Origin of the sequence: uncultured Paracoccus sp. (assembly GCF_947487305.1) — a bacterium.
GTDB lineage: Bacteria > Pseudomonadota > Alphaproteobacteria > Rhodobacterales > Rhodobacteraceae > Paracoccus.
Genome location: NZ_CANKWH010000001.1, coordinates 200,571 through 213,675, shown reverse-complemented (window position 1 = coordinate 213,675; position 13,105 = coordinate 200,571). Strand labels below are relative to the sequence as shown.

Genomic DNA, 13,105 nt, shown 5'->3' with positions numbered 1-13,105 from the left:
AATGGATGGAAGGGGTGAAGACGTCGCGGTCAGGCGGCGTTGCATTTGACGATCATGATCTGCACGCCGGGCATGGCGCTGCCCGAGCCGGCGGAATTGCTGCGGCTGCTTGCCACGCCCGCGTCACCGCAGAGCTTGCCGGCGGCGGCATCGACGGTGGCCGGTTCGGTCCGGGCCGGGCGGTACATCATGGTATAGCCCGAGGCGGCATCGCCGCTGAGCCCGACCATGGCGGATTGCCGCAAGCCGGTGCGGCCGTCGAAGCCGCCGGAATAGGTCGGTGCGGGCGGCGTCGCCGGGGCGACCGGTGTGGTCGGTGCCACCGGGACCGCCGGGCGCGTGGGCGCCGGGGCGGGCAGGGTGCGATAGGGGCTGGCGGGCGGCGGCGCCGAGGTGACGGGCGGCGCGACCGGCGCATTGGTCGCCATCGGGGCCACGGCACAGGCCGACAGGGCCAGCGCCGCCAGAAGCGTCAGCGCCATGCGCCCCCGGGTCGGACGGACGATCAGGTTCGGTTTCATGCTAGCCCCCATGTTGGACGGTGTCTTGCTCATGCACAGTAGATGTCGATGATCCGCGCGCCGGGATCGGCCAGCGGATCGATGCGCGGGATATGGTCGATGCGGGCGGCGCGGCGACTTTCCAGCCCGCAGAGCGCCCGGGCGGCGCCCTGCTCGGCATTGGCGGGTGCGCGGGCCGGGTGATAGATCAGCCGCCAGCCGTAATCGCGCCGCGCCACGGTGCGCACGGATTCGGGCGGAAGGTTGCTGGCCTGGTGCAGGTTGGTCATCGCCGGCACGCCGCCGCGCAGGATGTCATCGGTGGGCGCACGCCCGCAGGCGGCCAGTGCCAGCAGGGCGAGGGCGGCGGCGGGCAGGGCAAGGCCCTGCATCCCGTTCCTGCGCTCTGCCGCTTGTCGCGGTTCGGCCCGATCCTGCATCATCACCGTAGCACCCAACATTCCTCAACTGCGCCCCCCGACCCAACTTAGTCAGGGAGCGCAGGGTTTCAAATCATCAACCCTTGATCGCCTTCAGCACCGCCTCGCCAAGACCCGCAGGGCTGTCGGCGACGATGATGCCGGCCTTCTTCATGGCTTCGATCTTGCTTTCCGCATCGCCCTTGCCACCCGAGACGATGGCGCCGGCATGGCCCATGCGCCGGCCCGGAGGGGCGGTACGGCCGGCGATGAAGCCGGCGGTGGGCTTCCACTTGCCCTTGCGCTTCTGCTCGGCCAGGAATTCGGCGGCTTCTTCCTCGGCCGAACCGCCGATCTCGCCGATCATGATGATCGAGGTGGTCTCGTCATCGTCAAGGAACAGGCGCAGCACGTCGATATGCTCCATGCCCTTGATCGGGTCGCCGCCGATGCCGACGGCGGAGGACTGGCCAAGGCCCACATCGGTCGTCTGCTTCACCGCCTCATAGGTCAGCGTGCCCGAACGCGACACGACGCCGACCGAACCGCGCTTGAAGATGGTGCCCGGCATGATGCCGATCTTGCACTCGTCCGGCGTCATGATGCCCGGGCAGTTCGGCCCGATCAGCTTCGAGGACGAGCCTTCCAGCGCGCGCTTGACCCGCATCATGTCCAGAACCGGGATGCCCTCGGTGATGGCGACGATCAGCGGGATCTCGGCATCGATGGCCTCGAGGATCGAATCTGCTGCGAAGGGGGGCGGCACGTAGATCGCGGTGGCATTGGCCCCGGTTTTCGCCACGGCCTCATGGACCGAGTTGAAGACCGGCAGGCCCAGATGCTCGGACCCGCCCTTGCCGGGGGTCACGCCGCCGACCATCTGCGTGCCGTAAGCGATCGCCTGCTCGGTGTGGAAGGTCCCCTGCGAGCCGGTGATGCCCTGGGTGATGACTTTGGTGTTCTTGTCGACGAGAATGGCCATTTTTCTTACCCTTTCACCGCTTTGACGATCTTCTCGGCGCCGTCCTTCAGATCGTCGGCGGCGATCACGTTCAGACCCGAGTTGCGGATGATTTCCTTGCCCAGTTCGACATTGGTGCCTTCCAGACGCACGACCAGCGGAACCGCAAGGCCGACCTCTTTCACCGCGGCGACGATGCCCTCGGCGATGATGTCGCAGCGCATGATGCCGCCGAAGATGTTGACGAGGATGCCTTTGACGTTCGGGTCAGAGGTGATGATCTTGAAGGCTTCCGTCACCTTCTCCTTGGTCGCACCGCCGCCCACGTCGAGGAAGTTCGCCGGCTCGGCACCGTAAAGCTTGATGATGTCCATGGTGGCCATCGCCAGACCGGCGCCGTTCACCATGCAGCCGATCTCGCCATCCAGCGCGATGTAGTTCAGGTCGAACTTCGAGGCGGCCAGTTCCTTCGGGTCTTCCTCGGTCTCGTCGCGCAGCGCCATGATGTCGGGCTGGCGATAGAGGGCGTTGTTGTCAAAACCAATCTTGGCGTCGAGGCATTTCAGATCGCCCTTTTCGGTGACGATCAGCGGGTTGATCTCCAGCATCTCCATGTCCTTCTCGATGAACATGCGGTAGAGCGTCTTGATCAGGGCCACGCATTGCTTGACCTGCGCGCCTTCCAGCCCCAGGGCGAAGGCCACGCGGCGGCCGTGGAAATCCGACAGGCCCGAGGCCGGGTCGACGCTGAAGCTGACGATCTTTTCCGGGGTCTTGGCGGCGACTTCCTCGATATCCATGCCGCCCTCGGTCGAGGCGACGAAGCTGACGCGGCTGGTGCCACGGTCAACCAGCAGGGCCAGATACAGTTCGCGCGAGATGTCCGAGCCGTCTTCGATATAGATGCGGTTCACCTGCTTGCCCGACGGGCCGGTCTGATGCGTGACCAGCGTGCGGCCCAGCATCTGGCGGGTCAGCTCCTCGGCCTCGCTGACCGATTTCGCCAGGCGAACGCCGCCTTTTTCACCGGCTTCCTTTTCCTTGAACTGGCCCTTGCCGCGACCGCCGGCATGGATCTGGGCCTTGACCACCCAGAGGGGACCATCCAGTTCGCCGGCTGCGGATTTGGCCTGATCGGCCTGGGTGACGACGCGGCCATCACTGACGGGCGCCCCAAATTGACGCAGCAGCGCCTTGGCCTGATATTCGTGGATGTTCATCGCGACCCCCTTGATCGGTTCAGCAGATTTCGGGCGGTTCTGGCACAAGGAGACAGGGCGATGAACCGTTTTCCGCCCGCATGCGCGGGAATTCGGGCGGAAAGCCAAGGTTGTGATCACGGGGCGAAAGGTCGTGATCACAAATCCGCAGGAGAATTCGCGTTTGGCATGCAACGGTATGCCGAGAGCGGCTTTGCCGTTTTCGCCGGCACTGATTCGAAGGACACGGCGGGCGAGGGGGCAGGTGCGGGTTGCGGTCCGCGCGCGCCCGGATAGACTTGCGGCAAGACGCATCGGGGGCGCCATGTCCAGATTCCTGCCGCAGATCGAATGGGCCAGCGCGCTGAAGCAGAGCGGCAGCGACATCCTCGAGGTGCAGTTGCAGGCCGAACGCGCCTCGGCGCTTGGCACCGGCGGCAAGCGGCTTGAAGCGGCGCTGGCGGAGCTTGCAACGGCGGATGAAACCAACCGCGCGGCGCGGCTTGCCATGGCCCGGCGGCGGGCGTGGGAATTCATGGTCCAGCGCGAGGCGGCGGGCCTGCGCGACTGGCCGGCGGTGATCCGGCTTTATGCCATCCCGCCCGAGGTGCTGCACGGCATGGGCGCCGTGCAGCCTCGCTCTTCGACCTAACGGTTGTCAGGCTGCGCCCTGACCGCGCGCCGCCCCTTCAGCGAGATGCGGTAAGGCGCGCCGCCCTGTGATCCGATCAGCCCGCGCTGGCGCAGGCGGCGGAACAGGGGCAGGTCGCAATCACTCAGCACCGCGCCGTCGCGGGTGACGCAGATCACCTCGCTGATCCGGCGCTGGTCGTCTTCGCGCAGATGGCGGATGCAACCGCCCTGCGCCAGCACGTGCAAGACGCGCTGTTCCCGTTTCGAGATATTCATGGAATGTCCTGGGTCTGAACGTCATCGGTCCGGCGGCGCGGGTTGCGTCACCGGGGACAAGGCGACCCTGCATCGTGCAGGGTCAGGTTCAGACAGTCTCGGACATAAAAACTCTGAGTTCAGGGATGGCGGCGGTGCCATGAAAAAGGGCGCCGGTCAAGCGACGGCGCCCGCATGGTTCCTGCCTGTGGCGGATCAGCCGCCGGCGATGATCCGCACGTAGTTGCGGGTCTCGCGATAGGGCGGGATGCCGCCGTATTTCGCCACCGCGCCCGGTCCGGCATTATAGGCCGCCAGCGCCAGCCGCCAGTCGCCGAACTGGTTGTACATCATGCGCAGGTAGCGTGCGCCACCCTCGAGGTTCTGGATCGGGTCGCGCGGGTTCACCCCCAGCTTGGCCGCGGTGCCAGGCATCAGCTGCGCCAGCCCCATCGCGCCCTTGTGCGAGCGCGCACCGTGGTTCCAGCCGCTTTCCTGCTGCACCAGCCGCAGGAACAGGTTTTCCGGGATGCCGTATTTCCGCGCCGCCGCTTGGGCATGAGGCAGGTAGGTGCTGCGCTTGCCGCGATAGGCGGGGATGTTCGGCGACAGCTCGATCGTCACCACCGAGCGGTTGTTCGCCCCCGGCTGCAGCCGTGCCGATTGCTGATACTGGCCGGCCAGCCGCGAATCCATCAGCCGGGTCTGCCGCGCGAACTGCTCTGCCCGCGATTTCGACGACGAGCCCGAGAGCCGCAGCCCCTCGGCCTCGGCCGATCCGGCCACCGGCATCGCCAGCACGGCACCCAGAGCGAGCGCCACAGCGCCGCGTGCGATTTTCTGGATTTGCATGTTCACCGCCCTCAAAGTCTTTTGCAGAACTATACAGCAAATGCACTTTGACGCCACAAGCACCGATTTCACCAGTTCCACGCCCGGTTGCGTCGGCGAGATTTCGCCCAAATACAACCATTACGCGAACAAAATTAACCCAAGCGAAATGTTTGCGCCCTAGGCTGCAACGCGATAGACCCATGCCGAAATCCAGCGAATTCGAGGCAATCATGGCAGGCAGCGTCAACAAGGTCATCCTGATCGGCAATCTGGGTCAGGACCCGGAAGTCCGCACGTTCCAGAACGGCGGCAAGGTGGTGAACCTGCGCATCGCCACCTCCGAACAGTGGAAGGACCGCAATTCCGGCGAGCGTCAGGAACGCACCCAATGGCATTCGGTGGCGATCTTCTCCGAGCCGCTGGCCCGGATCGCCGAGCAGTATCTGAAAAAGGGCAGCAAGGTCTATCTCGAGGGCCAGCTGGAAACCCGCAAGTGGCAGGACCAGTCGGGTCAGGACCGCTATACGACCGAGGTGGTGCTGCGGCCCTTCTCGGGCAACCTCACGCTGCTTGACGGTCGCGGCGAAGGCGGCGGTGGCGGCGGCGGCAATTATGGCGGCGGCAGCCGGGGCGGCAGCGGCGGCGGCTATGACGACCGCGGCGGCTATGACCAGGGCCCCTCGTCGGGTGGTGGCAGCAGCAGCGGCGGCGGTGGCCGGTCGGATTACGACGACGAAATCCCGTTCTGATCCCGGGCCACAGGTCCAGGTGGAACGCCGCGCCCCGCAAGGGCGCGGCGTTTGTCATTCCGGGCCCGCGCGAATCACCGCGCCGTCCCGGTTGGCGCTATCAGCCCGGCGCGCCGGAAACCGCGCACCGGAAATTGCGCGCAACAATCTTTCGCGCGACCGAAAATATCGCGCCACGCGGGCCTTCCTTTGCAAAACATGCTAGGCTTGCAATGCCTTCAAACTGCGGCATTTCTGCCCTGGACCGGGCGCCCGAGCGGCGCCTTGAACGGGAGGAGCGACCAAGATGACCCTGAACCTGACCGACCTGAAACAGCCCGGCTTCGAACGCCTGGTGCTGGCCGAGGACGCTGATGCGGGCCTGCGCGCGCTGATCTGCATCCACTCGACCGCGCTTGGCCCGGCGGCCGGCGGTTGCCGGATGTGGAACTATGCCAGCGATGCCGAGGCGATCACCGACGCGACCCGTCTGGCGCGCGGCATGACCTACAAGAACGCCATGGCCGATCTGGGCCTCGGCGGCGGCAAGTCGGTCATCATCGGCGATGCCCGCCGCGACAAGACCCCCGAGCTGATGCGCGCCTTCGGCCGCGCGGTGCAGGCGCTTGGCGGTCAGTATTACACCGCCGAGGACGTCGGCATCTCGACCGAGGACATGGCTTATGCCGCCGAGGAAACTGCCTATGCGGTCGGTCTGGCCGGGGGCGATCACGGCTCGGGCGATCCCTCGCCCTGGACCGCCGAGGGCGTGTTCCGCTGCCTCAAGGTCGGCGCCGCCCATGTCTGGGGAACCGAGGACGTGACCGGCAAGCGGGTTCTGGTGCAGGGTCTGGGTCATGTCGGCCTGTCGCTGGCCGAGAAACTGCACGCCGCCGGTGCCAAGCTGATCGTCACCGACATCAACGCCGCCACCCTGGCCGATGCCGCCGAGCGTCTGGGGGCCGAGGTGATCGCGCCGGGCGAGGTCTTCCGGCAGGAGATGGACATTTTCGCCCCCTGCGCCCTTGGTGCCGTGCTGAATACTGAAACCGTGCCGGCGCTGACCGCGAAACTGGTCTGCGGCGCGGCGAACAACCAGTTGGCCACGCCCGAGATCGCCGATCTCCTGAAGGCGCGCGGCATCGTCTACCTGCCAGATTACGTGGTGAATGCCGGCGGCATCATCAGCGTGGCGAGCGAGATCCACAAGCGCGGCGAGAATTACCGCCGTGGCCGCCTCGACGGCATCGCCACCCGCGTCGCCGAGATGCTGGCCCGCGCGAAAGCCGAGGGTCGCACCACGGTCGAGATCGCCGATGCCATGGTCGACCGGATGCTGGACCAGGCGAAAGCGGCGTAAGAGCGGAAGACCCCGCCCGATACGCGGGTCGCAGACCCGCCGGGCAGCGGCTGCCCGCCCCACGGGCGGCCGCTTCGGTGACGGTCCGCGCCGAACATCCGTTCGATGTGGCCGCGCCATAAAGTGAATCGTTCAACCAGAGTTGCGGCCACCCGCGGGCAGCCGCTGCCCTCTGTTCCGCTTCTATCGCGCCCTCAATGCCGCGCGTCGGCCAGCACACTGCGCAGCATCTCCACCTGCACGTCATCGCTGACGAAAGCCTCGCCGATGCCGCGCGCGAGGACGAAGCGCAGCTTGCCATCGACCACTTTCTTGTCTTGCCCCATCAGCGCGATCAGCGCCTCGTCATCCGGCAACTCGCCCGGAATATCCGACAGCCGCGCCGGCATGCCCATCTGCCGCAGATGCGCAAGCACCCGGCTTGGCGCCTCTTGGCTGCAGAGCCCCATCCGCGCCGAGAGGTCAAAGGCCAGCGCGCAGCCGATGGCCACGCCCTCGCCATGGAGCAGGCGATCGGAATAGCCGGTCGCGGATTCGAGCGCATGGCCGAAGGTATGGCCAAGGTTCAACAGCGCGCGTTCGCCCTGTTCGGTCTCGTCGCGGCTGACGATGCCGGCCTTCATCGCCACCGAATGCGCCACCGCCTGCTGGCGCAGCGCGGGATTGGCCGCAAGCGCCGGCCCGTTCACCTCGAGCCAGTCGAAGAAACCGGCATCGCCCAGCAGCCCGTATTTCGCCACCTCGCCATAACCGGCGCGGAAATCGCGCGGCGTCAGCGTGTCCAGCACGTCGATATCGGCCAGCACCAGCGAGGGCTGGTGAAAGGCGCCGATCAGGTTCTTGCCCTGCGGGCTGTTGATCCCGGTCTTGCCGCCGACGCTGCTGTCGACTTGCGCCAGCAGCGAGGTCGGCACCTGCACGAAGCGGACGCCCCGGCGCAGGATCGCGGCGGCAAAGCCAGCCAGGTCGCCGATCACACCGCCGCCAAGCGCCACGACGATATCCCGCCGCTCGACCTTCTGTTCCAAGAGCCATTCGACCGATTGCGTCAGATAGGGCCAGCTTTTCGTGCTCTCACCCGCCGGCAGTGCCAGCGCCGCGCTGTCGATGCCCTCGGCCTTCAGCGCCGCCTGAAACGGCGCGAGATGCAGCGCCGCCACGGTCTCGTCGGTCAGGATCGCCACCCGCGGGCGCTTCAACAACGGCGCGATCAACGCCCCGGCGCGACCGATCAACCCCTGTCCGATCAACACGTCATAGGCGCGGTCGCCAAGGGGAACGCGAACGGTGGTGATGGTCTCGTCGGTCATGCTTGCCCCAGCGTCTCGGGATGGTGTTCGCGGATCATGCCGAGCAGCCGCGTCGCGGTCTGGTCCACCGTATCGCCCGGATGCACCGGATAGATCAGCTCGGCCATGGCGTAATAGGGCCGCCGGGTTTCCAGCATCTGCGTCAGCGTGCCCTTGGGGTCCGGCGTTTTCAGCAGCGGCCGGGTCGAGCGCATCCGCACCCGGTTCCACAGCGTCTCGAGATCGCAATCCAGCCAGACCGACAGGCCCTTCTGCTTGATCATCTCGCGATTCTCGGCCCGCAGCCAGGCCCCGCCGCCGGTCGAGATGACCATGGGCGGGCCATCCAGCAACCGGCGCAGCACCTCGGATTCGCGGGCGCGAAAGAACTCCTCGCCGTCGCGGGCGAAGATCTCGGCAATGGTCATGGCGGCGGCGGATTCGATCTCGTGGTCAGAATCGATGAACCGGGCCTTCAGCTTGCGCGACAATTCACCGCCCACAGCCGTCTTGCCTGCGCCCATCATGCCGATCAGAACGATATGCCGGTCCATCCTTGCCCCTTGATTGAGCCTTTGGGGCTCGATTGCGTTCAATGGCGTGATCTTTCCGGAAAGGCCATATATATTTCCACCGAACCGGCCTGAGACCGGCGAAGAAAGGGCAGTTAGATGCGATTGATCAAGTTTCTCGTGGTGCTGGTGGTGGCGGCGGTCATCGCGCTGGTAGGCTATGCCTATCTGGGCGACATGGAGCCGCAGCGGCGCGAGATCCGAACTGCCATCCCGGTGCAGGGCGGCGAACTGGCCCCGGCACCCGCGGTGCCGGCAGAGGGTGCGGCAGAGGCACCTGCCGAGCCTGCGGCCCCGGCAGCAGAGACCCCGGCAGAGGCTCCCGCAGCGGAAGCGCCGGCGGAAGCGCCCGCAGACGCCATCACCAATGAAGACACCAGCGAGGCGCCGGGTGACTGATCCCCGGCGCATCCCCGCACTGGTTTTGCCTGCGCTGATCGCCCTTGGCGTCAGCGCGTCTCCGGGCCTGGCGCAGGATCCGCTGTCGGCCAGTGACTGGCTCTCGGGTTCGATCCAGTCGCCGCCGCGCGAAAGCTCGGGCTGGCGGCCGGATCAGGGCCTGCCCGCCGACGCGCTGCCGCCCAAGCGCGACCTGCCGCCGGTGGCCGAGACCGGGGCGGTGGGGGCGGTTGCCGTCACCCGGCTGGACGAGGCCGATCCCGACGCCGCCGGCACGCAATCGGCGCGCAAGGCGGGGCTGCCGGCCTCGCTCTGGTCGGGCAGCGATCCGGCCCGGCTGGCGCAGCTGATCGGCGAGACGCCCGCCCGCCTGCCGGCGATGAATACGCTGTTGCGCCGGGTGCTGACCGCGCAGCTGACCCCGCCCTCGGCGATGGCCGAAGCCGCGCCCGGCACGCTGTTCCTCGCCCGCGTCGACCGGCTGCTGGGCATGGGCGCCAATGCCGAGGCCGCGCGGCTTCTGGCCAGCGCCGGGCTGCGCTCGCCAGAAAGCTTCCGCCGCCTGTTCGACGTGGCGCTGCTGGCGGGGGAAGAGGCGCGGGCCTGCGCGGTGATGAACGACACGCCCGGCATCGCTCCCAGCTTTGCCGCCCGCATCTTCTGCCTCGCCCAGTCCGGCGACTGGTCCGCCGCCGCAATCACCTTCCACGGTGCCGAGGCGCTGCAGCTGATCCCCGAGGACCGGCTGCTGCTGCTGGCGCAATATCTCGATGACAGCTATGTCGATGCCGGCCAGGTGCTGGAGCCACCGCTGCCGGTGACGCCCCTGGATTTCCGGATGCACGAGGCCGTGGGCCAACCGCTGCCGACCGCGCCGCTGCCGCTGGCCTTCGCCCATTCCGACCTCAGGCCCAATGGCGGCTGGAAGGCCCGGCTCGAGGCTGCCGAACGGCTGGCCAGCGCCGGTGTGCTGCCGCCCTCGCAATTGCGCGGCATCTATGACGAACAGAAGCCCGCCGCCTCGGGCGGGGTCTGGGAACGGGTGGCCAGCTTCCAGCGGCTCGATGCGGCGCTGGCTTCCGAGGACAAGGCCGCGCTGGCCGACGCGCTGCCACCGGCCTTTGCCGAGTTCACCGGCGCGGGCATGGGTGATGTTCTGGCCGCGCTGGTCGCGGACCGGCTGCCCGATGATCTGCCCGGCGAGGCGGGCGAGATCGCCGGCAAGCTCAGGCAATGGCAGGGGCTGGCGGTGGCCAGGGCCACGCCTGCCGATCCGGCGCTGGCGGGGGGCGAGGCCGATGCGCTGGCCGCAGGCAACGATCGCAAGGGCGAGGCGCTGCTGGTGGCGATGGCCCAGATCGACAGGGGGCTTGATGGCGACAGGGCGCAGGCGGCGCGCGGGCTGGCGACGCTGCGCGCGCTGGGGCTGACCGCCGAGGCCGATCTGGCCGAGACGCAGCTGACCCTCGCCCCGGGCTTGAGCGCCCCATGAGCAGCGATCACCGCCTGATCTCGGCCTTTCTGGACGCGCAGGCGGCCGAGGCCGGGGCGGCGCGGAACACGCTGCTGGCTTATGGCCGCGATCTGGCGGATTTCGCCCAATGGCTGGCGGGGCAGGGCGGTGATCTGCCCGGCGTCAGCCGTGAAGGCATCGAGGATTACCTGAGCTTCTGCGATGCGCAGGGCCTGTCGCGGGCGACGCGCGCCCGGCGCCTGTCCTCGATCCGGCAGTTCACCCGCTTCGCGCTCGAGGAAGGTCTGCGCGAGGATGATCCCGCCATCCGCATCAGCGGCCCGGGCCGGGCGCAGCGCCTGCCGAAGACGCTGAGCCAGTCCGAGGTCGGGGCGATGCTGGACGCCGCGCCCGACCTCGGCCGCAACCCGGTCGAGCGGGCGCGCAATGCCTGCCTGATCGAACTGCTCTATGCGACCGGGATGCGGGTCAGCGAGCTGGTCGCCCTGCCGGTCAGCGCCTGCCGGGGTGATCCGGCGGTGCTGCTCATTCGCGGCAAGGGCGGGCGCGAGCGGATGGTGCCGCTGACCCCAAAGGCCCGCGCGGCGCTGGCCGCGTGGCTGGCGATCCGCGACCGGGCCGACGAGACAACCCCGCTTGGCAAGCTGGTCGCCGGCAAGGGAGGGCGCTGGCTGTTCCCCGCCCCCGGCGCCGAGGGTCATATGCCACGGCAGAGCTTTGGCCGGCTGCTGGGAGAAATCGCCATCGCCGCCGGGGTCGATCCCGCCCGCGTCAGCCCGCATGTGATCCGCCACGCCTTCGCCACCCACCTCTTGGAAGGCGGGGCCGATCTGCGCGCCATCCAGACGCTGCTGGGCCACGCGGATCTCGGCACGACCGAGATCTACACCCATGTGCTCGACGCGCGGATGCGCGATCTGGTGCTGAACCACCACCCCCTTGCGCAGGCGCCCGGCGCGGCGCAGGTTTCACCCCCCGACAGGACAACAGACTGAGCCCATGGAAAACGCCTCCTCGATGATGGATGTCACCTTCTGGACCACGATCATCGCCATTGTCGTCCTGTTGATGATGTCCGCCTTCTTCTCGGGTTCCGAGACCGCACTGACCGCCTCGAGCCGCGCCAAGCTGCGCGCCCGCGCCGACAAGGGCGATGCCGGGGCGCTGGCGGCGCTGAACGTGACGCAGGACAGCGAAAGGCTGATCGGCGCGATCCTGCTGGGCAACAACGTCGTCAACATCCTTTCGGCCAGTCTCGCCACCGCGCTTTTCACCCGGCTTTTCGGCTCGGGCGGGGTCGCGCTGGCGACGCTGGTGATGACGGTCATGGTGCTGATCTTTTCCGAGGTGCTGCCCAAGACCTATGCCATCTCGGCGCCCGAAAACGTCGCCAGCAACGTCGCCCGCCCGATCAGCTGGCTGACGGTGATCCTGTCGCCGGTGGTGGCGGTGGTGCGCTTCATCGTGCGCGGCATCCTGCGGCTCTTCGGGCAGCGCACCGATCCCGGCTCGCACATGTTCTCGCTGCACGAGGAGATCGCGGGCGCCTTGTCCATCGGGCAGGAAACCGGGGCGGTGCAGAAGGAAGACCGCGACCGCCTGCTGGGCGCGCTGGATCTCGGCAACCGCACGGTCGAGGAGATCATGCGCCACCGATCCGAGATCGAGATGATCGATGCCGCCACGCCCCCCGCCGAGATCCTCAGCGAGGTGCTGGCCAGCCCCCATACCCGCCTGCCGGTCTTCAAGGGCGAGCGCGAGAATGTCGTGGGCGTCATCCATGCCAAGGACCTCTTGCGCGCGGTCAACCGCGCCGTGCGCGAGACCGGCAACCCGGCGGCGCTGCAGACGCTGGACGTGATGTCGGTGGCGATGAAGCCCTATTTCGTGCCCGAGACCAGCCCGCTGGACGAGCAGATGCGCGAGTTCCTGAAGCGACGCACGCATTTCGCGCTGGTCGTCGATGAATATGGCAGCCTGCGCGGGCTGATCACGCTGGAGGATATCCTCGAGGAAATCGTCGGCGAGATCGCCGATGAACACGACACCGAGGCCGACCAGACGCTGACCCCGAATGCGGCGGGCGACTATACCGTCGAGGGCGGCATGACCATCCGCGACCTGAACCGCCAGCTGGACTGGAACCTGCCCGATGACGAGGCGAACACCGTCGCCGGGCTGGTCATCCACATGGCCCAGTCGATCCCCGAACAGGGGCAGGTCTTTTCCTTCCACGGCTATCGCTTCGAGGTGGTGGCCCGGCGCGACAACCGCATCACCAAGCTGCGCATCAGGCCGCTGGCCGGCAATGATCAGGCCGAGGAGGGCTGAACTTCCCGCGCCGAGGGCTCGGGTATGGGCGTATTACATTGCAATGGAGCCATACCGTTGACCTCCGCGCCACCCGTGCCGACTACAGCGTATGGTCCGGCGTCGCAGGACCATCATCGGCACCAATCGTGGGCCCGGCCACGGCAGTTCA

The 13,105-nt window shown here is 67.6% G+C and carries 15 protein-coding genes; 7 read left to right on the top strand and 8 right to left on the bottom strand.

Annotated features, from left to right (window positions below):
- Positions 1-29: 29 nt before the first annotated feature.
- From Q1A36_RS01125 to sucC, 4 genes are read right to left on the bottom strand one after another with little or no spacing between them, the layout of a single operon-like run.
- Positions 30-521 (bottom strand): hypothetical protein, encoded by a 492-nt coding sequence (locus Q1A36_RS01125; RefSeq protein WP_299838512.1) that lies wholly within the window; start codon positions 519-521, stop codon positions 30-32.
- Between the two features lie 29 nt (positions 522-550).
- Positions 551-961 carry a hypothetical protein gene (locus Q1A36_RS01120; RefSeq protein ID WP_299838509.1) on the bottom strand — a complete coding sequence of 137 codons (411 nt, stop codon included), beginning with the start codon at positions 959-961 and terminating at the stop codon, positions 551-553.
- A 55-nt stretch (positions 962-1,016) separates the two neighbouring features.
- On the bottom strand, positions 1,017-1,901 hold the full coding sequence (sucD, locus tag Q1A36_RS01115) for a succinate--CoA ligase subunit alpha (RefSeq protein WP_101751199.1): 885 nt from the start codon (positions 1,899-1,901) through the stop codon (positions 1,017-1,019).
- A gap of 5 nt (positions 1,902-1,906) precedes the next feature.
- Positions 1,907-3,100 (bottom strand): ADP-forming succinate--CoA ligase subunit beta, encoded by a 1,194-nt coding sequence (gene sucC / locus Q1A36_RS01110; protein WP_299838504.1) that lies wholly within the window; start codon positions 3,098-3,100, stop codon positions 1,907-1,909.
- Positions 3,101-3,404: 304 nt separating this feature from the next.
- Here sucC and Q1A36_RS01105 point away from each other — a divergent pair, with 304 nt between their 5' ends.
- On the top strand, positions 3,405-3,731 hold the full coding sequence (locus tag Q1A36_RS01105; RefSeq protein ID WP_299838501.1) for a DUF6665 family protein: 327 nt from the start codon (positions 3,405-3,407) through the stop codon (positions 3,729-3,731).
- Here Q1A36_RS01105 and Q1A36_RS01100 read toward each other — a convergent pair.
- Positions 3,728-3,988 carry a YjhX family toxin gene (locus Q1A36_RS01100; RefSeq protein WP_101751202.1) on the bottom strand — a complete coding sequence of 87 codons (261 nt, stop codon included), beginning with the start codon at positions 3,986-3,988 and terminating at the stop codon, positions 3,728-3,730. The two genes, Q1A36_RS01105 and Q1A36_RS01100, sit on opposite strands and share 4 nt — an antisense overlap.
- A gap of 195 nt (positions 3,989-4,183) precedes the next feature.
- Entirely contained in the window at positions 4,184-4,819 is a 636-nt protein-coding gene (locus tag Q1A36_RS01095) for a lytic transglycosylase domain-containing protein (RefSeq protein ID WP_299838498.1), read from the bottom strand.
- Positions 4,820-5,031: 212 nt separating this feature from the next.
- Here Q1A36_RS01095 and ssb point away from each other — a divergent pair, with 212 nt between their 5' ends.
- Entirely contained in the window at positions 5,032-5,550 is a 519-nt protein-coding gene (gene ssb, locus Q1A36_RS01090) for a single-stranded DNA-binding protein (RefSeq protein ID WP_299839310.1), read from the top strand.
- Between the two features lie 286 nt (positions 5,551-5,836).
- Complete coding sequence (locus Q1A36_RS01085; protein WP_299838495.1) at positions 5,837-6,889, top strand: Glu/Leu/Phe/Val dehydrogenase dimerization domain-containing protein; 1,053 nt, start codon at positions 5,837-5,839, stop codon at positions 6,887-6,889.
- A gap of 194 nt (positions 6,890-7,083) precedes the next feature.
- On the opposite strand, the gene aroB is transcribed toward Q1A36_RS01085, so the two are convergent.
- Together aroB and Q1A36_RS01075 are read right to left on the bottom strand one after the other, a co-directional pair.
- On the bottom strand, positions 7,084-8,199 hold the full coding sequence (gene aroB / locus Q1A36_RS01080; protein ID WP_299838493.1) for a 3-dehydroquinate synthase: 1,116 nt from the start codon (positions 8,197-8,199) through the stop codon (positions 7,084-7,086).
- Positions 8,196-8,732: a shikimate kinase gene (locus Q1A36_RS01075; protein ID WP_299838490.1), complete on the bottom strand. Its 537-nt coding sequence runs from the start codon at positions 8,730-8,732 to the stop codon at positions 8,196-8,198. Before Q1A36_RS01075 ends, aroB begins: the two co-directional genes overlap by 4 nt.
- 117 nt (positions 8,733-8,849) lie before the next feature.
- On the opposite strand from Q1A36_RS01075, the gene Q1A36_RS01070 reads away from it, so the two are divergent.
- From Q1A36_RS01070 to Q1A36_RS01055, 4 genes are read left to right on the top strand one after another with little or no spacing between them, the layout of a single operon-like run.
- A complete protein-coding gene (locus Q1A36_RS01070; protein WP_299838487.1) occupies positions 8,850-9,149 on the top strand; it encodes a hypothetical protein in 300 nt (99 codons plus the stop codon).
- Positions 9,142-10,641, top strand: coding sequence for a hypothetical protein (locus Q1A36_RS01065; RefSeq protein ID WP_299838484.1), 1,500 nt, complete (start codon positions 9,142-9,144; stop codon positions 10,639-10,641). The genes Q1A36_RS01070 and Q1A36_RS01065 overlap by 8 nt, the downstream gene beginning before the upstream one ends.
- Entirely contained in the window at positions 10,638-11,618 is a 981-nt protein-coding gene (locus Q1A36_RS01060; RefSeq protein ID WP_299838481.1) for a tyrosine recombinase, read from the top strand. Before Q1A36_RS01065 ends, Q1A36_RS01060 begins: the two co-directional genes overlap by 4 nt.
- Before the next feature lie 4 nt (positions 11,619-11,622).
- Positions 11,623-12,954, top strand: coding sequence for an HlyC/CorC family transporter (locus Q1A36_RS01055; protein ID WP_299838478.1), 1,332 nt, complete (start codon positions 11,623-11,625; stop codon positions 12,952-12,954).
- Positions 12,955-13,105 lie beyond the last annotated feature (151 nt).